General features: G+C 73.9%; 15 protein-coding genes. 5 read left to right on the top strand and 10 right to left on the bottom strand.

The annotated features are described in order from the left end of the window. Positions 1-4: 4 nt before the first annotated feature. From dop to AC3AQ1_RS16075, 5 genes are all read right to left on the bottom strand, one after another. Positions 5-1,687, bottom strand: coding sequence for a depupylase/deamidase Dop (gene dop, locus AC3AQ1_RS16095; protein ID WP_108719815.1), 1,683 nt, complete (start codon positions 1,685-1,687; stop codon positions 5-7). Between the two features lie 166 nt (positions 1,688-1,853). Further along, on the bottom strand, positions 1,854-3,482 hold the full coding sequence (gene arc / locus AC3AQ1_RS16090; protein ID WP_234417585.1) for a proteasome ATPase: 1,629 nt from the start codon (positions 3,480-3,482) through the stop codon (positions 1,854-1,856). A 64-nt stretch (positions 3,483-3,546) separates the two neighbouring features. Continuing rightward, positions 3,547-4,590, bottom strand: coding sequence for a tRNA (adenine-N1)-methyltransferase (locus tag AC3AQ1_RS16085; protein WP_199916630.1), 1,044 nt, complete (start codon positions 4,588-4,590; stop codon positions 3,547-3,549). Between the two features lie 300 nt (positions 4,591-4,890). Further along, positions 4,891-6,024 (bottom strand): site-2 protease family protein, encoded by a 1,134-nt coding sequence (locus AC3AQ1_RS16080; RefSeq protein ID WP_108719813.1) that lies wholly within the window; start codon positions 6,022-6,024, stop codon positions 4,891-4,893. Continuing rightward, positions 6,021-6,758 (bottom strand): HAD family hydrolase, encoded by a 738-nt coding sequence (locus AC3AQ1_RS16075; RefSeq protein WP_108719812.1) that lies wholly within the window; start codon positions 6,756-6,758, stop codon positions 6,021-6,023. The genes AC3AQ1_RS16080 and AC3AQ1_RS16075 overlap by 4 nt, the downstream gene beginning before the upstream one ends. 66 nt (positions 6,759-6,824) lie before the next feature. On the opposite strand from AC3AQ1_RS16075, the gene AC3AQ1_RS16070 reads away from it, so the two are divergent. After that, positions 6,825-7,667, top strand: a complete 843-nt coding sequence (locus tag AC3AQ1_RS16070) for a PAC2 family protein (RefSeq protein WP_108719811.1) — start codon at positions 6,825-6,827, stop codon at positions 7,665-7,667. A gap of 9 nt (positions 7,668-7,676) precedes the next feature. Here AC3AQ1_RS16070 and mshC read toward each other — a convergent pair whose 3' ends face one another. After that, positions 7,677-8,987 carry a cysteine--1-D-myo-inosityl 2-amino-2-deoxy-alpha-D-glucopyranoside ligase gene (gene mshC / locus AC3AQ1_RS16065; RefSeq protein WP_108719810.1) on the bottom strand — a complete coding sequence of 437 codons (1,311 nt, stop codon included), beginning with the start codon at positions 8,985-8,987 and terminating at the stop codon, positions 7,677-7,679. A 220-nt stretch (positions 8,988-9,207) separates the two neighbouring features. Here mshC and AC3AQ1_RS16060 point away from each other — a divergent pair, with 220 nt between their 5' ends. Then, a complete protein-coding gene (locus AC3AQ1_RS16060) occupies positions 9,208-10,197 on the top strand; it encodes a CorA family divalent cation transporter (protein WP_159096601.1) in 990 nt (329 codons plus the stop codon). A gap of 34 nt (positions 10,198-10,231) precedes the next feature. On the opposite strand, the gene AC3AQ1_RS16055 is transcribed toward AC3AQ1_RS16060, so the two are convergent. Next, the gene (locus AC3AQ1_RS16055; protein ID WP_108719808.1) at positions 10,232-11,107 is read right to left on the bottom strand and encodes an undecaprenyl-diphosphate phosphatase; all 876 of its coding nucleotides are present in this window, start codon (positions 11,105-11,107) and stop codon (positions 10,232-10,234) included. A 33-nt stretch (positions 11,108-11,140) separates the two neighbouring features. Between AC3AQ1_RS16055 and AC3AQ1_RS16050 the strand changes: the two genes are divergently transcribed. Beyond that, positions 11,141-12,106 carry an aldo/keto reductase gene (locus AC3AQ1_RS16050; RefSeq protein WP_108719807.1) on the top strand — a complete coding sequence of 322 codons (966 nt, stop codon included), beginning with the start codon at positions 11,141-11,143 and terminating at the stop codon, positions 12,104-12,106. Positions 12,107-12,136: 30 nt separating this feature from the next. Here AC3AQ1_RS16050 and AC3AQ1_RS16045 read toward each other — a convergent pair whose 3' ends face one another. After that, positions 12,137-12,430 (bottom strand): DNA primase, encoded by a 294-nt coding sequence (locus tag AC3AQ1_RS16045; RefSeq protein ID WP_108719806.1) that lies wholly within the window; start codon positions 12,428-12,430, stop codon positions 12,137-12,139. Between the two features lie 72 nt (positions 12,431-12,502). On the opposite strand from AC3AQ1_RS16045, the gene AC3AQ1_RS16040 reads away from it, so the two are divergent. After that, the gene (locus AC3AQ1_RS16040; RefSeq protein ID WP_180359615.1) at positions 12,503-12,721 is read left to right on the top strand and encodes a DUF5703 family protein; all 219 of its coding nucleotides are present in this window, start codon (positions 12,503-12,505) and stop codon (positions 12,719-12,721) included. Positions 12,722-12,796: 75 nt separating this feature from the next. Here the strand turns inward: AC3AQ1_RS16040 and AC3AQ1_RS16035 are convergent, their stop codons facing one another. Both AC3AQ1_RS16035 and AC3AQ1_RS16030 read right to left on the bottom strand, forming a co-directional pair. Beyond that, positions 12,797-14,140: a M20/M25/M40 family metallo-hydrolase gene (locus tag AC3AQ1_RS16035; RefSeq protein WP_108719804.1), complete on the bottom strand. Its 1,344-nt coding sequence runs from the start codon at positions 14,138-14,140 to the stop codon at positions 12,797-12,799. Next, entirely contained in the window at positions 14,137-16,299 is a 2,163-nt protein-coding gene (locus AC3AQ1_RS16030) for a M3 family metallopeptidase (RefSeq protein WP_108719803.1), read from the bottom strand. The genes AC3AQ1_RS16035 and AC3AQ1_RS16030 overlap by 4 nt, the downstream gene beginning before the upstream one ends. Positions 16,300-16,786: 487 nt before the next feature. Here AC3AQ1_RS16030 and AC3AQ1_RS16025 point away from each other — a divergent pair, with 487 nt between their 5' ends. Continuing rightward, positions 16,787-18,673 (top strand): glycosyltransferase family 2 protein, encoded by a 1,887-nt coding sequence (locus tag AC3AQ1_RS16025; protein WP_234417584.1) that lies wholly within the window; start codon positions 16,787-16,789, stop codon positions 18,671-18,673. The last annotated feature ends 1 nt before the right edge of the window (position 18,674 follow it).

Raw genomic sequence — 18,674 nt, 5'->3', positions numbered from 1 at the left:
GATCCTATGCCGAGGCGGGCGCGGCGGACGGGGGGATCGCCTCCGGCGTCGCGCCGGTGAGGCGCGCGAGCAGCGCTCCCGCGTCGGGCGAGGCGTCCAGGAGCGGCCCCAGCAGCGCGCGCGTGCCGCGGGTCGGGTCCGTCATCGGCACGCGCACCAGCGTGGGCTCGCTCGGCACGTCGAGCACGAGCCCGTTCCAGCCGGCGGCGGCCACGGCGTCGGGGTACCGGCGCACGGCCTCGCCGCGGAAGTAGGCGCGCGTGTCGACCGGGGGGTGCACGACGGCGTCGCTCACCTCCTGCTCGGTGGCGAGGGTCGCGACGGCGCCGGCGGCGCGCAGGCGGGCGTAGAGGCCGCGCTCGGGCCGCACGTCCGACCACTGCAGGTCCACGGCGGCGACCTTCGCGTGGTCCCACGCGAGGTGGTGCCGCGCCCGCAGGGCCTCGAGCACCTGGAGCTTGGCGAGCCACTCGACCTCGCGCGCGGCCGCCGGGCGGTCGCTGCGCAGGAGCCCGAGGAGCCGGTCCCAGGTCGCCACGACGCGCGCCTCGTCCTCGTCCAGCCGGTCGGTCAGCACCTGGCGCACCCCGTCGAGGTAGGCGCGCTGGATCTCCCAGGCCGTCGCCGTGCCGCCGTCGGCCAGCTCGAGCCCCTCCTCGAGGGTGAGGTCGCGGCTGACCCGGTGCACGGCGTCGACCGGGTCGGCCAGCGCCAGGCCGGCCCACGCGTCGGGCACCGCGAGGACGCCGGGAGTGTCGCCGTCGGCGGCGGGGTCTGCCGAACCGCCCAGGACCGCGGCCTCGAGCACCCCGAGCACGAGCGACGTCATCCCGAGCTTGAGGTAGGTCGCCGTCTCGGAGCAGTTGGCGTCGCCGATGATGACGTGCAGGCGGCGGAACCGCTGCGGGTCGGCGTGCGGCTCGTCGCGGGTGTTGACGATGGGGCGCCGCAGGGTCGTCTCGAGCCCGACGTGCGCCTCGATGTAGTCGGCCCGCTGCGAGAGCTGGAAGCCGGGCTCCTCCCCCGCCTGGCCCAGGCCCACCCGGCCCGCCCCCACGAGGATCGTGCGGGTGACGAGGAACGGGGTCAGGTAGCGCACGAGCTCGTCGAACGGCACGTCGCGCCGCACGAGGAAGTTCTCGTGGGTGCCGTAGCTGGCGCCCTTGCCGTCCACGTTGTTCTTGTACAGGTGCACCTCGGGCGTGTGCGGGTTCGCCGCGAGCGTGCGCACGGCGGACAGCATGACCTCCTCGCCCGCGCGGTCCCACCGCACGCCGTCCAGGGCCGAGGCGACCTCGGGGCTGGAGTACTCGGGGTGGGCGTGGTCGACGTAGAGCCGTGCGCCGTTGGTGAGCAGCATGTTTGCCGCCGCGGGGTCGTCACGCTCGAGGTCCTGCGGCCGGTGCCGCCGCAGCAGAGGGCCGTCCAGGTGGCCCGGGTCCGCGTCGTCGCCGCTGGGCGCGGGCCGGTCCGGGTCGTCGGTGAGCTGGCTGGGGTGGGCCGCGGCGCGGTCCAGGCGCCACCCGCGCGCGTCGCTGAGCGGGTCCTCGCCCTCGTAGCTCCACCGCGTCCGGCTGCGCCGGCCGCTCGCCTGCGCGTACGCGGCCACGACGAGCGCCGAGAGCGCCATCGGGTTCTGCCGCACGCCGTCGCCGCCGAGGATGCCGTACTCGGTCTCGATTCCCATCACCCGCACCCGACCAGGCTACGTCTCCGCCGACACCGACCCTCCCGCTCGGGCGCGACGCCCTCGCGGAGCGGCGCGACGCCCTCGCGGAGCGGCGCAACGCCCTCGAGGAGCGGCGCAACGCCCCCGCGGAGCGGCGCAACGCCCTCGCGGACAGGGAGGAGGGTCAGAGGTACTGGCCGGGGTTCGCGATCGTCTCCACCGAGCGGGGCGCCGGCACGGCGGCCGAGCCCGCGATCTTCTGCACGATGGTGCGCACGAAGACGATCCGCTCACCCTTGCGGCCCGAGACACGCGCCCAGTCGTCCGGGTTGGTGGTGTTCGGGAGGTCCTCGTTCTCGTGGAACTCCGCCGTCACCGCGGTGAGCAGGTGCTGCACCGAGACCCCGCGCGGAGCGCCCGCGAGCACGTCCTTGATGGCCGACTTCTTCGCGCGGTCCACGATGTTGCGCATCATGGCGCCGGACGCGAAGTCCTTGAAGTAGAGGACCTCCCGGTCCCCGCTCGCGTACGTGACCTCGAGGAACTCGTTCTCCGCGCCCGTGGAGTACATCCGCTCGACGGTGGCGTCGATCATCGCGGCGACCGTGGCGTCGGCGTCGCCGCCGTGCCGCGCCAGGTCGTCCGGGTGCAGCGGCACGGTGGGCAGCAGGTACTTGGCGAGGATGTCGCGCGCGGCCTCGGCGTCGGGCCGCTCGATCTTGATCTTCACGTCGAGGCGCCCCGGGCGCAGGATCGCCGGGTCGATCATGTCCTCGCGGTTGGAGGCGCCGATGACGATGACGTTGTCGAGGCGCTCCACGCCGTCGATCTCGGCGAGCAGCTGGGGCACGACCGTGGTCTCGACGTCGGAGGAGATGCCGGTGCCGCGGGTGCGGAAGAGCGACTCCATCTCGTCGAAGAAGACGACGACCGGCACGCCCTCGGCGGCGCGCTCGCGCGCCCGGGCGAAGATCAGCCGGATGTGCCGCTCGGTCTCGCCGACGAACTTGTTGAGCAGCTCGGGGCCCTTGACGTTGAGGAACGACGAGCGCACCGCGCCCTCGCCCGCCGCCGCCGAGACGGTGCGCGCGAGCGACGCCGCGACGGCCTTGGCGATGAGCGTCTTGCCGCACCCGGGCGGCCCGTACAGCAGCAGGCCCTTGGGCGGGGTGAGGCCGTGCTCGCGGAAGAGCTCGGGGTTGCCGAACGGCAGCTCGACGGCGTCGCGGATCGCCTCGATCTGGTCGGCGAGGCCGCCGATGTCGGTGAACTCGACGTCGGGCACCTCCTCCAGGACGAGCTCCTCGACCTCCGAGCGCGGGATCTTCTCCAGCACGAAGCCCGATCGCGTGTCGATCGTGAGGGCGTCGCCCACGCGCACGCCGGTCTCGGCGAGCTGTCCCGCGAGGCGGGCCACCCGCTCCTCGTCGGCGCGGCCGACGACGAGCACGCGGTCGGCGCCCATGACCTCCTTGACGCTGACGATCTCGCCCACGTTGTCGAACCCGCCGACGGCGACGAGCGCCATCGCCTCGTTGAGGCGCACCTGGACGCCGGGCGTCAGCCGCGCGCGGTCGACGGCGGGCGAGACCTGGACGCGCATCGTGCGGCCCGCGGTGACCACGTCGGCGGAGGAGTCCTCGTTCGCGGTCAGCAGGACCGCGTAGCTGCCCGGCGGCGTGGTGAGCTTCTCGACCTGCTCCTTGAGGTCGACGAGCTCCTGGCGCGCCTTGACGAGCGAGGCGACGAGCCGCTCGTTCTTGGCCGCGATCGACGCGAGGTTACGCCTGGCCTGCTCGATGTCGTCCGACACGGACCTCTCCTCTCGGCTGGCGGTCAGGGCCTGCCTCCAGGGTAGGCCGACTCGCGCGGGGAGTTCAGTCGGTCTCGTCACCTGGGCGGGCCGTCGCGGCCGACCGGGCCGCTGCGGCCCGCAACGCCGCGCTCTCCCGGCCCGCCTTGCGCGCCTTCTTCTCGGTCACCACGGGCTCGCCGAAGTCGGCCGGGCTCCAGTCGTCCCCGATCTGGACCCGGGCCGCGTCGGCCGTGAGCTGCTCGGCGGCCGCGGCGTCCTCGGTCTGGGTGGCCTTCTGCGGGCGACGGCGCCGCAGCGGCGGCTCGACCCCGGGCGCCATCCGGCGCGCCGTGACGAGGAACCCGGTGTGCCCGACCATCCGGTGCTCCGGCCGCACGGCAAGCCCCTCGAGGTGCCAGCCGCGCACGAGGCTCTCCCACGCCGTCGGTTCGGTGAACCGCCCGTCGGCCTTGAGGTCCTCGGCGAACCGGGACAGCTGCGTGGCGGTGGCGACGTACGCGATCACCACCCCGCCGGGCGCCAGCGCGTCGGCGACGACGTCGATGTTCTCCCACGGTGCGAGCATGTCGAGCACCACGCGGTCCACGCTGCCGGGCACGCGCAGGCGCGGCAGGACGTCGGCGAGGTCGCCCGTGGCGAGCTCCCACGCGGGGTGGTCGGCGCCGAAGAACGCCTCGACGTTGCCGCGCGCGATGACCGCGAAGTCCTCGCGGCGCTCGACCGACAGGAGCGAACCACCGTCGCCGACGGCGCGCAGCAGCGACATCGTCAGCGCACCCGAGCCGACGCCCGCCTCGACGACGCGGGCGCCCGGGTAGATGTCGGCCATCGCGACGATCTGGCCGGCGTCCTTGGGGTACACGACCGCGGCGCCGCGCGGCATCGACAGCACGTGGTCGGCGAGCAGAGGGCGCAGCGCGAGGTAGGCGACCCCGAGGGTCGTCTCGACGACGGTACCCTCGGGCCGGCCCACGAGGTCCTCGTGCCGGAAGTAGCCGCGGTGAGTTTGGAAGGACCCGCCCGGGGTGAGGGTGATCGTGGCGGGCCGGCCGCGCGGGTCGGTGACCTGCACGCGGTCTCCCCAGCGCAGCGGGCCGCGGCGCAGCGCGGCTCCGGTGGGCTCGGCGCGCGGCTCGCCGTCGTGCGCGGCGCGCGGCTCGCCGTCGTGCGCGGCGGCCGGCTCGCCGTCGTGCGCGGCGGTGGACGCGCCGTCGAGAAGGTCCACTGCCTCGTCGTCGTGCTGGTCGTCGCTCGGGTCGGTCACGGGCGACGAGCCTACGGGAGGCCTCCGGCGGCTCGAACGCGCACCTCGAGCACCCCACCCATTCTCGCGACGGGTGGGCGCACGATCGAGCCACCCGATCAACGGTCCATCCGCTCATCCGTGCCGCGAAGGCGCTGCGCGCTACCGCCCCGGCGGCTGCAGCGCGGCGAGCAGGACGTCCCGCGGAACCACGCCGAGCACGCCGTGCTCCGAGACGGCGACGAGAACGTCGCTCGCCCCGATCCCCCGCGCTACCTGGCCGAGCGCGGCCGATCCCTGCAGCGCCGTGACCACCGCGGTGGCCGGCAGCGCGCGCGCCACTGCGGTGAGCGGCGTGCTCGGCCGGACCGGCCCCGGGACCGCGGCGAGGGCAGCGGGATCCGCGACGCCCACGACGCTCCCCGCGGGGTCGACGAGCACGATCGCCGGCGGGGCCACGCCCCACGGCGCGGCCGGGACGGCGGCCACGCTGGCGCGCACGTCCACGACCTGCGCGGGCCGCAGCAGAGGTCGCAGGTCGAACCCGGCGGCCGACCGACGCGCGCGGCCCAGCCGGATCGACTGCGAGGCGCCGCTCCAGACGAGGTACCCGATCACGGCGGCCCACGCCGCGCCCGTGAGAGTGGGCTGGCGACCCTGCGCGAGCGGCACGAGCAGGAACCACGCGACGATCACGCCGGCGAGCACGCGTCCGACCCAGCCGGCGCCGATGGCGCCGGTGTCCCGGTCGCCGGTGACCTTCCAGACGAGCGCCTCGAGAATGCGTCCGCCGTCCAGGGGGCTGCCCGGCAGGAGGTTGAACACCGCGACGATCGCGTTCGTGTAGGTCAGCGACGCGAGGATGACGGCGGGCAGGCCCGGCTCGACCACACGCAGCAGACCCCAGCCGACGACGGCGAGCACCCCGTTCGCCAGCGGTCCGGCGGCCGAGACCAGGGCCGAGACGCCCGGGGTGCGCAGGTCCGACCCGAAGCTCGTGTGACCGCCCCAGAACGTGAGCACGTACTCGCGCACCGGCAGCCCGAGCGCCTTCGCCGCCCCGCCGTGGGCGAGCTCGTGCGCGAGAACGGAGGCGAACAGCAGGATCGGGAAGCTCGTCGCGGCCAGCACGGCCACCGGGGTGGACAGCCGCGGCGCCGCGAGTTGCACGGTGGGCAGGAAGAGCAGCGTCAGGACGGCCGCGACGAGGAGCCAGCTGGGCGCGAGGTAGACGGGCGTGCCGCCCACGCTGCCCAGTCGCCAGCGTCGGGCGCCACCCCCACCGGCGATCGTCACGAGAGCTCGGCGGGCGGGGTGCTGGGCTCGTCGGGAGCGTCCGCTGCGTCGCCCGCGTCTTCCGCGCCGGCGGCGGCCGCGAGCAGCCCGGCCAGGTCAACGCCGTCCAGCGTGCTCAGCCGCGCGAGGCCGGGTCGGGCGGGTACGTCCACGAGGTAGGGCACCGCGACGGTGCGGGCGCCGGACGCGAACGCTGCCTGCACCCCGGTCGCCGAGTCCTCGACGGCGACGCAGTCCGTGATGGCGACCTCGAAGAGCTCCGCGGCCCTCAGGTACGCCTCGGGGTCGGGCTTGCCCCGGGTGACCATGTCCCCGGCGACGATCTCACCGATCGCACCCGCCGGCAGCACCGCGGCGACCACCTCGGCCTGCACGCGCCAGGACATCGTGACGATCGCCTGCGGGATCCCGGCAGCGTGTGCCTCCTCCACCAGGGATCGGGCGCCGGGGCGCCACACGGGCCCGTCTCGCTCGACCCTCGCGTTCACCTCGCCGACGAGCCGGCGGGCGATCTCGAGCGGGGGCAGGTCGACGCCCCGGTCGCGCATGATCTCGGCGCTGACGAGGAGGTCGTTGCCGACGAGGGTGAGCCCGTCCTCGTGGCTCCATGGCACGCCGTGCGAGGCCATGAAGTCCGTCTCGGCCTGGATCCAGATCGGTTCGGTGTCCACGAGAGTGCCGTCCAGGTCCCAGAGGATCGCGGCCGGGCGGGGGGTGCGGAAGGCGTCGGTCACCGGGCCATTCTCGCAGCCGCGCGGCGCCCTCCCCGAGCTCCGGGGACCGACTCGTACGCTAGGCGGGTGACCGACCTGAAGCCGATCCTCGTGCTCGCCGCCTTCGAGGGGTGGAACGACGCCGGGAACGCCGCGAGCGACGCCGTCGCCCTGGTGGCGACCGCCTGGGACGCCCGCACCGTGGCCACGCTCGACCCGGAGGACTACTACGACTTCCAGGTGAACCGGCCGATGGTGACGCGCGGCGACGCCGGGGCCGAGCTCGCCTGGCCGTCCACCCGCGTCTCGGTCGCCACCTCGCCCGTGACCGGCCGGCGGGTCCTGCTCGTCCAGGGCATCGAACCCTCCATGCGCTGGCGGCAGTACACGGACGCGCTGCTCGACGTCGTCGCACAGTGGTCCGGCGAGGCGGAGGGCGTCCCGACCGTCGTCGGGGTCGGCGCGCTGCTGGCGGACGTCCCGCACACCCGGCCGATCCCGGTGCAGAGCACCTCGGACGACCCGGCCGTGCAGGAGTCGCTCGGCCTGGACGCGTCGGAGTACGTCGGCCCGGTCGGGATCATCTCGGTGCTCACTCACCTCGCGGCGCAGCGCGGCATGCAGAGCCTGTCGGTCTGGGCCGCCGTGCCCCACTACGTGGCGCAGCCGCCCAGCCCGAAGGCGACCCTCGCGATCGTGTCGGCGCTCGAGGAGGTCCTGTCCGAGCCGCTGCCGGTCGCCGACCTCGTCGACGAGGCGCGGGCGTGGCAGCGCGGCGTGGACGAGCTCGCCGAGGAGGATCCAGAGATCTCCGAGTACGTGCAGCAGCTCGAGGAGGCCAAGGACACGGCCGAGCTGCCCGAGGCGACCGGCGAGGCCATCGCCCGGGAGTTCGAGCGCTACCTGCGCCGCCGCGACCCCGGCCGCTGAGCCGGTGCGCTAGAGCGCGACGCCGAGCAGCGCGTCCACGGCGTCGCGCACGAGCCGCGGGGCATCGGGGTCGACCGGCTCCCCGACCGCGGTCCCCATCCCCCCTGCCGACGGTCCCGTGACCTCGCCGACGACGGCGCAGCGCGCCCAGGCGTCCACCGCCACCAGCGCGCGGGGTGCGTCGAGGTCGTCCGCGAGCGCGGCGCGCACGGCGTCCAGGAGCGCGGCGCCGTCCGGACCGGAGGGCTGCGCGACCGCGGCGCGCCAGAGCGCGAGCCGCCCGCGCGCCGCGAGGAGGTCGCTGTCGGCGTACTCCCAGCCCTCGCGGTAGTGGTGCGCGAGCACGGCGAGGCGCACGGCCATGGGGTCCTCGCCGTCGGCGACGAGCCGGGAGACCAGCACGAGGTTGCCGCGCGACTTGCTCATCTTGTGGCCCTCGTACGCGATGAGCCCGACGTGCACGTGCGCGCGCACCGGCCGCGCCGCTCCGGTGAGCAGGCGCAGGTGGCTCACCGACATGGCGTGGTGCGGGAACGCGAGGTCGGCCCCGCCGCCCTGGACGTCGAACGGCGCCCCGAGCGTGCGTGCGGCGATCGTCGCGCACTCGATGTGCCAGCCCGGCCGTCCCGCACCGAGGGCGTCCCCGTCCCAGGCGGGCTCGCCGTCGCGCTTCGTGCGCCACAGCAACGGGTCGAGCGCGTCGCGCTTGCCCGGCCGCTCGGGGTCCCCGCCGCGCTCGGCGAACTCGGCGAGCCGCTGCTCGCGCCGGGCGGGATCGGCGACGTCGAACGCCGGGTCCGCGGCGAGCGCGGCGTACACGTCGCCCTCCCCCGCGCCGTCGGCGGCGTCGGGCGGGGCGGGCACGGCGTACCCCGCGCCGTCGGCGACGAGCCGCTCGACCGCGCGCACGACGTCGGGAATCGTCTCGACCGCGCCGAGGTAGTCGGTGGGCGGGAGCACGCGCAGGTGCGTCATGTCGGAGCGGAAGAGGTCGGTCTCGCGCTCGGCGAGGGCGCGCCAGTCCTCGCCCGTGGCGGCGGCGCGCTCGAGCAGGGGGTCGTCGACGTCGGTGACGTTCTGGGTGTAGCGCACGTCGTAGCCCAGGTCGCGCCACGTGCGCACGAGCAGGTCGAACGTGAGGTAGGTGGCGGCGTGCCCCAGGTGCGTCGCGTCGTAGGGCGTGATGCCGCAGACGTAGAGGCTGGCCCGCTCGGGGCCACCGACCGGGAGGCTCGCGCCCGTGACGGTGTCGGTCACGCGGACGGGCCGGGAGGGGCCGGCGGGCAGGACGGGGACGTCGGGGGTCGGCCAGGAACGCACCGGAGAACCCTAACCGCGCGGCCGCGCCAGCTCCGCATCGCGGGTGCCGCGGGCCGCCACCTCGCGGATCGGCTGTGCGACCACGTGCGCGACCACGTGCGCGACCACCGGCATGGCCGCCCGCACGACGGCGGCGCCCCGTCCGTGCCGAGCCGAGCGCCTCTGCGCGTCGCGCGCGGCGGCGCACACCGCCGGTCGCCGCCGGGCGCACAATGACCCCGTGCGCACCGAGTACCGACTGACCGACGAGGGTGAGCTCCTCGACCCGCGCACCACGCCGCCGGAGGTCTTCGCCGCGGCGCGGCGCCGGTGGATCGTCGAGCTCCTGCCCACGGACCCCCGTCGGTGGCGCTCGATCCAGACGGACGCGCTCAGGGAGTGCGGCATCAGCACCGATGCCGGGATGTCGCTCAAGCACCTCGCGGACACCGTCCTGGGCGCGCACGTGCCCGCGTCGATGCCCGACGACGTGATCGCCATGCGGGTCGCGATGCCGAAGCTGTCCGACGGCGTCTCGCCCGTGAAGGCGCCGATCGTGAACATCATCACGCAGCGCGACCGCGCCGTGACGTCCTCGACCGACTCCGGCGCGCTCAAGAAGCTCGTGGAACGCGTGCGCAGCCTGCCGCCGGCGCGCCGGCGGGGCGCGTTCGTCGTCGTCCGCTCGCTGCTGTCGCTGTCCCTCGAGCACGCGACCGACGTCGCCGACCGCGTCACCGCGCGCACGGCCGAGCTCGAGGACCAGGTGTTCTCCGACGTCGACGACGACGACGTCACCACCGACATCTACCGCCTCAAGCGCGCGATCGCCGACGGTCGCCGTCGCCTGCTGCCGGTCATCAACCGGCTCAGCCTCGTCACGGAGGTGGACGACGCCGAGCTCGGCGAGGACGCCGTGGCCCACCTCGAGCGCATCGAGGCCGGGTTCCGCCGGGTGGCCGACGCGCTCGACACCGACGACCGCCTGCTCGGGGACATGCTCACCGCGCAGATGACGCTCGTCCAGGTGCAGCAGAACGGCGACATGCGCCGCATCTCCGCCTACGCCGCGCTCATCACGGTGCCGACGCTGATCGCCGGGATCTACGGGATGAACTTCGACCACATGCCCGAGCTGCACTGGCTGCTGGGCTACCCGGCCTCGCTCGCGCTCATGCTGGTCGTGGTGCTCCTGCTGCGGCGCGCGTTCCGCCGGTCCGGCTGGCTGTAGCGCGCCTCGACGCCGGGCCGCCCGGCGTCGTGCCTCAGCTCCCCGCGGTCGGCGTGAGCGCCCCCGTGAGCAGGAGCAGGACGATGAAGCCCGCGAGCGCGAACCGGTAGACCGCGAACGGCACGTAGCTGCGGGTGGAGACGAAGCGCAGGAACCACACGATGACCGCGAAGCCGACCACGAACGCCACGATCGTCGCGAGCAGGGTGGCTCCGCCGCTCACCGCGAGCGTGGTGTCGGTGTGCCCGCCGAGCGCCTTCGCCAGCTGGTACAGGCCCGAGCCGAGCACCGCGGGGATCGCGAGGAGGAACGAGTACCGCGCGGCCGCCTCGCGGGTGTAGCCCATCGCGAGGCCGGCGGTGATGGTGCCGCCGGACCGGGACACACCGGGGATCAGCGCCATCGCCTGCGCGAAGCCGTAGAGGATGCCGTCCCGGCCGTCGAGCGCCGTGAGGTCCTTCGTCTGGCGCCCCCACCGGTCGGCCAGCCACAGCAGCGCACCGAAGAACGCGAGCGTGAACGCGGTGAAGCGCAGGTCGCGCAGCGCGCCCTCGATCGCGTCCTGGAAGAGCACGCCGAGCACGACGATCGGGATCGAGCCGGCGATGATCAGCCAGCCCATCCGGGCGTCCGGGTCCTCGAGGCGGAAGGGGCTGCGCCAGCCGTCGGGACCGCGCAGCTCGCGCAGCGTCTGGAACCAGCGCGTGAGGATCCGCCAGATCGTGTACCGGAAGTAGACGATGACCGCCAGCTCCGTGCCGATCTGGGTCACCGCGGTGAACGTGGCGCCCACGTCCTGCCCGTCGAGCATGAGGGCCCCGACGATGCGCAGGTGCGCCGACGAGGAGATGGGGAGGAACTCCGTCAGGCCTTGCACCAGGCCGAGCACGACTGCTTGCCACCACGTCACCCGGTCAGGGTAGGGGTCTCGTAGGCTCCAGGGATGCAGCCACGGCGATCAGGATCCAGTGGGCTGAGTCTCTCCCCCGTCGGCCTCGGCACCATGACCTGGGGCCGCGACACCGACGTGCACGAGGCTCGGGCCCTGCTCGAGGCCTACCTGGACGCGGGCGGAAAGCTCCTGGACACGGCCGCCGGCTACGGCGAGGGGCGCGCCGAGGCGACCGTCGGCGAGCTGCTGGGCGACGTGGTCGCCCGGCGCGACGTCGTGCTGTGCAGCAAGGCGGGCGTGCGCACCACGCGAGACGGGGTGCGGATCGACGCGGGCCGCGGAGCGCTGCTGGACGACCTTGACACCACTCTGGCGCGCCTGCGCACCGACCACCTGGACCTCTGGCTGGTCCAGGCGCCCGACCCGCGCACTCCGGCGGAGGAGACGGTCGGCGCGCTCGTGCACGCCGTCGCCACGGGGCGCACCCGGTACGTCGGCCTGTCCAACCACCCGGGCTGGGCGACGGCGCAGCTCGCCACCCTCGCACGCGCCGCGGGCGTGCCGTTGGCGGGGGTGGAGGTGGAGTACTCGCTGCTCGAGCGCGGCATCGAGCGGGAGGTGCTCCCCGCGGCGGACGCGCTGGGGCTAGGGGTGCTCGCCTGGTCGGCGCTGGGGCGCGGGGTCCTCACCGCCAAGTACCGGCGGGTGCGCCCCGCCGACTCGCGCGCGGCGTCCGCGCACCTGCGTGCGTTCGTGGAGCCCTACCTCACCGAGCGCGCCGCGCGCGTCGTCGAGGCGGTCGCGACAGCGGCGTCCGGGCTCGGGCGCAGTCCCGCCCAGGTGGCGCTGGCATGGGTGCGCGACGCGCCCGGGGTGACGTCCGCCCTGGTCGGGCCGCGCACCGCGGCCCAGCTGGCGGACGTCGTCGACGCGGCCGACCTGGTGCTGCCCGAGGAGATCCGGGCGGTGCTGGACGAGGTGACCGCGCCGCCCGCGGGGTACCCCGAGCGTCGCTGACGCGTCGTCGCGAGGACGAACGGCGGGGCGTCAGGCCTCGTCGCCGTCGAAGTCCTCGTCGTCGTAGTCCTCGTCCGAGTCGCCGTCCTCGTCCTCGTCACCCTCGTCGTCGTCCTCCTCCTCGTCGTCGTAGACGTCAAAGGGGGTGTCCACCCCGTAGGCGGTGAACAGCGCGTCGTCGTAGGTGTCGAAGGCGTCGGCGAGGGTGCCGGCGGTGGTGAGGACGGGTTCGGCGTCGGGATCCCGGTTGATGCGGGCCGCCTCCAGGTGTGCCTCGAAAGCGGCGACGAGGCGGTCGAGGGCGGCGCGCGGGTCCGTAGCCATGCCACAACCCTATCGGTCCGTCCGGCACAATGGCACGACCACGACCCCGCGGGAGGAGCCACCTTGGACGCAGTGCCCACGACCTCGTCACGCGGCGCCACACCGCCGCCGCCGCAGGAGTTCCGCGTGCTGACGCTTCCGCGCGAGGCAAGCCGCTCGGAGGTCAGGACACTGCTCACCCAGGAGGCCGAGTACGGCCACTGGGAGCTCGCGCGCTCGGTGCTCTACGTCGGCGGGGTGCGCAAGGTCTGGCTGCGCCGCCGACTGCACCGGGTCGCCTCCACGCTCTGAGCCCGGCCAGCCGGCGACGCACCGGGTGCGCGGCCGGCAGCCACAACCCCGCGCCGGGCACGCGCCGCGCAGCAGTCAGCAGGTGCGCAGCAGCCGGTCCAGCACCCGCGTCCCGAACGTGATCGCGTCGACCGGCACGCGCTCGTCCACCCCGTGGAACATGCCCGCGAAGTCCAGCTCGGGCGGCAGGCGAAGCGGCGCGAACCCGTAGCCCTCGATGCCCAGCAGCGAGAGCGACTTGTTGTCCGTCCCGCCCGAGAGCATGTAGGGCAGCACCCGCGCACCCGGGTCCTCGGCGTCGATCGCCGCGACCATCGCGTCCACGAGGTCGCCGGTCGCGGGCGCCTCGAGCCCGATGTCGACGTTGATCTCCTCGATCCGCACGCCGTCGCCCGCGAGCGTGCGCAGCGTCTCGAGCGTCTCGCGCTCGCGCCCGGGCAGGAACCGCACGTCCACGACGGCGGAGGCCTGGCCGGGCACGACGTTCGCCTTGTAGCCCGCGGTGAGCTGGGTGGGGTTGGCCGTCGTCGCGAGCGTCGCGCCCACGAACTTCGACGTCGTCCCGAGCGCCGCGATGAGCCCGTCCGCCGAGGCGGGGTCCTCGGGATCGAAGGACGTCCCGGTGAGATCCGCCACGCCGTCGAGCAGGGCGCGGACGGTCGGGGTGAGCTCGCGCTCCCAGCGGTGCGCGCCGATCCGCGCGACCGCGCCGGCGAGGCGGACCACGGCGTTGTCGACCGGGACCTGCGAGCCGTGCTGGGCCGTGCCGTCGGCCACGAGGCGCAGCCAGGCGAGGCCCTTCTCGGCGGTCTGCAGGAGGTAGGCGCGCCGGCCGTCGATCTCGACGGAGAAGCCGCCGACCTCCGAGATCGCCTGCGTGGCGCCCTCGAAGTAGTCCCGGTGGTGCTCGACCGCCCAGTGCGCGCCGAACCGGCCACCGGCCTCCTCGTCGGCGAAGAACGCGACGACGAGGTCACGCGGAGGCTTGCGCCCCGTGCGCGCCATGTCGCGCAGGACCGCGAGCATCATCGCGTCCATGTCCTTCATGTCGACGGCGCCCCGGCCCCAGATCAGGCCGTCCATCTCCTCACCGCCGAACGGGTCCATCTTCCAGTCGCTCGCCTCGGCCGGCACGACGTCGGTGTGGCCGTGCAGCACGAGCGCCGGGCGGGAGGAGTCCTCGCCGTCGATGCGGAGCAGGACCGTGGTGCGCCGCGGCTGCGACTCGACCACGAGGGGGTCGTAGCCGACCTCCGAGAGCAGCGCGGCCACGTGCTCGGCGGCCGCGCGCTCCCCCGGCCCGGACCCGTCGCCGTAGTTGGAGGAGTCGATCCGGATGAGCTCGCGGCAGATCCGGACCGCGTCGGCCTCGACGGCGCCGAGGCGGCCCTGCTCGCCCCTCGCCTCGCCCGCGCTCACTGCAGGCCCCGGCGCACGAGCAGCGGCGTGAGGTCGGCGTCCCGGCCGCGCAGGTCGCGGAAGAAGCCGAGCGGGTCGCCGGTGTGGCCGCGGGACAGCAGCACCTCGCGGAAGCGTCGCCCGCGCGCGGCGTCGAGCCCGCCGTTCTCACCCTCCTCGAACCAGGCCTGCGTGTCGGCGTCGAGCACCTCGCTCCAGATGTAGGAGTAGTAGCCCGCGTCGTACCCCCCGCCGAACGTGTGGTTGAAGTACGTGGACCGGTAGCGCGGCGGGACCTGCGGCACGTCGACGCCGTACCGAGACAGCGCCTGCACCTCGAAGGCCGCGACGTCGGCGACGTCGGTCGGGACCTCCTCGGGCGTGAGCTGGTGCCAGGCCTGGTCGAGCAGCGCGGCGCCGAGGTACTCCGTGGTGCGGAAGCCCTCGCCGTACCGGGCGGCCTCCTGCAGGCGCGCGACGACGTCGGCGGCGAGCGGCTCGCCCGTGGCGTGGTGGCGGGCGTAGCGCGCCATGACCTCCGGGTGCGTGGCCCACATCTCGTTGACCTGCGACGGGTACTCGACGAAGTCGCGCGGCACCGCGGTGCCCGAGAGGCTGGGGTACGTCGCGTCGGACAGCAGGCCGTGCAACGCGTGGCCGAACTCGTGGAACGCCGTGTTGACCTCGTCCCACGTGAGCAGGGTGGGCTCGCCCTCGGGCGGGCGCGGCACGTTGAGCGTGTTCGTCACGACCGGCCGGGTCCCGAGCAGGCGGGACTGGTTGACGAAGCTCGTCATCCACGCGCCCCCGCGCTTGCCCTCGCGTGCGTAGTAGTCGCCGAGGAAGAGACCCAGCCCGGCGCCGTCGGCGTCGCGCACCTCCCACACCCGCATGCCGTCGGCGTAGGTCGGCAGGTCGAACCGCTCGGTGAAGGTGAGCCCGTAGAGCTGGGTCGCGGTCCAGAACACGCCGTGCTCGAGCACGCGCCCCAGCTCGAAGTAGGGCCGCAGCGCCGCGAGGTCGACGTCGTAGCGCTCACGCCGCACCCGCTCGGCGTAGTGCGCCCAGTCGGCCGCCTCGAGCGTGGCGCCGGGGACGTCGACGGCGAGGCTCACCTGCAGGTCCTCGGCCTCGGCCCGCGCGTTGCGCACCGCGGGCGGGGCGAGCTGGGTGAGGATGCCCATGACGGCCTCGGTGCTGCCCGCCGTCGCGCCGGCCGCGACGTACGCGGCGTGGTGGGGGTAGCCCAGCAGGCGGGCCCGCTCGGCGCGGGCCCGGGCGAGCGCGAGGATCGCCTCGCGGGTGTCGGACGCCGGGTCGACGCCGCTGCCCCTGCTCTCCGAGGCCCGCTGGACTCGACGGCGCAGCTCGCGGCTGTCGGCGTCGACCAGCACGGGCTGCGGGGTCGGCAGGATGAGGGTGACCAGGTGGTCGGCCGCGCTGCCTCGGTCGACGGCGGAACGGTGCAGCGCCGCGCGGTCGCCCTCCGACAGGCCCGCGAGCTCCTCCCCGGAGTCCACGGCCACGGCGGCCGCCGCCATGCCCGCCACGACGCGCTGACCGAACTCGGTCTGGCGCGCGGTGATCTCGGCGTTGAGCTCGCGCAGCCGCGCCGTACCGGCCTCGTCCAGGCCGACACCAGCCCGCCGGGCGACCTCGCGCCGGCGGTGCAGCAGCCAGGCCGCCTCTGGCTCGAGCGGGGGGTGGGAGCCGTCCTCGACGGCGGCCGCGAGCGCGTCGTAGCGCGCCAGCAGACGGGGGTCGAGCTCGAAGGAGTCCCAGTGCGCCGAGAGCAGCGGGCTCAGCTCGGCGTCGAGCGCGTCCAGCTCCGCGCCGCCGACCGAGGACGTGTACACCCAGAACGTGCGCGTCGCCCGCGCGAGCAGCTCACCCGAGCGCTCGAGCGCCTCGAGGGTGTTGGCCAAGGAGGCGGGCGCCGGGTCGGTCGCGATCGCCTCCCACTCGGCGCGCTGCTGCGCGATGCCGGCGAGGATCGCGGGACGGAAGGAGTCGACGTCGACCCGGTCCAGCGGCGGGAGCCCGTACGGCAGGTCCGACGGCTGCGCGAGCGGGTTGCTCGGGTCGAGCTCGACCTGCCCGTCGAGCGCGTGTGTGAGCGAGGGCACAGGGTCGGTGGGGACGGCGTCGGGCAGTGCTGCGGACTCGGTCTCGGCGGGCATGGCTCCATCTTGCCGCGCGGACCGACCTGACCGTGCGATGACCGAGGGCGCACCGGACGTTGCCGGACCGGGGATCCCGCACAGACTCACGCTTGACCTGGGCTCGACCAGGCCCGCACGACGTCGACGAACGACCCGCGCTCAGCCCTGGTGTCCACGTGACGAGACGCCGCTCTCACGAGCGTGACGCACGTCTCGGGGCCGGTAACCGGCGGGTTTCGCGCGTGTGGAGATCCGGCGCGCGCGCTTGCACAGGCACCGAAGTCCTGTCACTTTGGTAGCGGCCGGGGGGTCGCCGCTGCGGAGTCCCACCGACCGTGACACCCAGCACGACCGGAAGCAGGCGGCACCGTCTGCTCGAATCAGCACCACCCGCACGACCTGTACCGCGGTCCCCGTGCGGACCGCGGTCGGCACCGGAGCCAATGCGAACGGCTCCGAGGAGTCGGTCGCCGCCCGACTTCTTCCAGCCGACAGGAGCGCCGCCGTGACGACGTCCCCGACCCCTTATGACCGCCTGATGGAGCGCGAACGCCTGCGCGACGCCGACGGCGCGACCGATCTCGAGCCGCGACGCCGCTCGACCTCACCGGTCGAGTCGCCGTCGCTCATGATGCTGGTGTTCCTCGCGACCGCCGGCGTCCTGGCCTACTGCATCTTCCTGCTCAACCCGGCGAACCGCGGTGACCTCATCCCGTACGTCCTGGTGATCACCGCCGAGAGCGTGGTGGTCTTCCACGCCCTGCTGTCGATGTGGACGATCCTCAGCTCCGGCTACGATCCGCGGCCGTTCGGCTTCTACCAGGCGCAGCGCACGCTGTACGACACCGCCCGCATCACGCGGCGCCAGCAGCAGCTCAAGCCTCACGAGTGGCGCATGTTCCTGGACCAGAAGGAGATCTCGGTCGACGTCTTCATCACCACCTACGGCGAGGACCTCGAGACGATCGAGCGCACGCTGCGCGCCTGCCTGGCGCTGCAGGGCCGGCACGAGACGTGGGTGCTCGACGACGGCCGCAGCGACGAGGTCCGTGACCTCGTCGCGCGCGTCGGCGGCCGCTACGTCCGCCGGCTGTCCAGCCACGGCGCCAAGGCCGGCAACGTCAACCACGCGCTCTCGATCACGAGCGCGCCCTTCTACGCGATCTTCGACGCCGACTTCGTGCCGGAGCCGGAGTTCCTCTACGAGACCGTCCCGTTCTTCGAGGACGAGAAGGTCGCGTTCGTCCAGACGCCGCAGACGTACGGGAACCTGCGCTCGGCGATCTCACGCGGCGCGGGTTACATGCAGACGGTGTTCTACCGCTTCATCCAGCCCGGCCGGAACAAGTTCAACGCGGCGTTCTGCGTCGGTACCAACGTGATCTTCCGGCGCAGCGCCATCGCGTCGATCGGCGGAATGTACACCGACTCCAAGTCCGAGGACGTGTGGACCTCGCTCAAGCTGCACGAGCAGGGCTGGAAGAGCGTGTACATCCCGATGGCCCTCGCCGTCGGGGACACCCCCGAGACGATCGAGGCGTACACCAAGCAGCAGCAGCGCTGGGCCACGGGCGGGTTCGAGATCCTGATCACGCACAACCCGTTCTCCCCGAGCCGCAAGCTCACGTTCGACCAGCGGCTGCAGTACTTCGTGACGGCCACGCACTACCTCACGGGCATCGCCCCGCTCGTGCTGCTCCTGGTCCCGCCGCTGCAGATCTACCTCGACCTCGCGCCCATGAACCTCACGATCTCCACCGGGCAGTGGGTCCTGTACTACTGCGGGTTCTACGTCATGCAGATCATGATCGCGTTCTTCACCCTCGGCTCGTTCCGGTGGGAGGTGCTGCTGCTCGCGAGCGTCTCGTTCCCGATCTACGTCCGCGCATTCTGGAGCGCACTCACGCGCAAGGACCAGAAGTGGCACGTCACCGGCGCGACCGGTCGGCGCACCACGCCGTTCGCCTTCATCGTGCCGCAGCTGCTCATGTTCGTGTTCCTGCTCGTCACGTCGGTGGTGGGGATCCTCAAGCAGGAGCAGACCGGCATCTTCACGTTGGCGCTGGCCTGGAACATCACGAACACGCTCATCCTGTTCGGCTTCCTCCTCCAGGCCATGCGTGAGGAGAGCGAGCGCCGGCGCCCGACGGCGAGCACCACCGCCCCGGTCGTCAGCGGTTCGCGCCGTGGTCGCCGCGCCGCGGGCGGCCGTCCCGATGCCGGCCAGACGACCGAACCGACCACCGACCCGACCGACCCGACCACCGACCCCACGCTCGACCCGGCATCCGAACCGATCGACCTCGACGACGAGACCCCCTCCCCCATCGCCGCCGCCACCGCGACCCCTCGTTCGGGTCAGGGCGGTCTGGCCCAGCCCCAAGGAGTGTGAC

The organism is Miniimonas sp. S16, from assembly GCF_057748195.1.
The sequence above is the reverse complement of the archived record's forward strand: the minus strand, read 5'-3'. Positions and strand labels throughout refer to the sequence as shown.

What these genes read in the sequence shown, in the direction of transcription:
- AC3AQ1_RS16050 (WP_108719807.1), top strand. Translation starts at nt 11,141, where the DNA reads ATGCAGCCACGGCGATCAGGATCCAGTGGGCTGAGTCTCTCCCCCGTC.
- AC3AQ1_RS16045 (WP_108719806.1), bottom strand. Translation starts at nt 12,430, where the DNA reads ATGGCTACGGACCCGCGCGCCGCCCTCGACCGCCTCGTCGCCGCTTTC.
- AC3AQ1_RS16030 (WP_108719803.1), bottom strand. Translation starts at nt 16,299, where the DNA reads ATGCCCGCCGAGACCGAGTCCGCAGCACTGCCCGACGCCGTCCCCACC.
- dop (WP_108719815.1), bottom strand. Translation starts at nt 1,687, where the DNA reads ATGGGAATCGAGACCGAGTACGGCATCCTCGGCGGCGACGGCGTGCGG.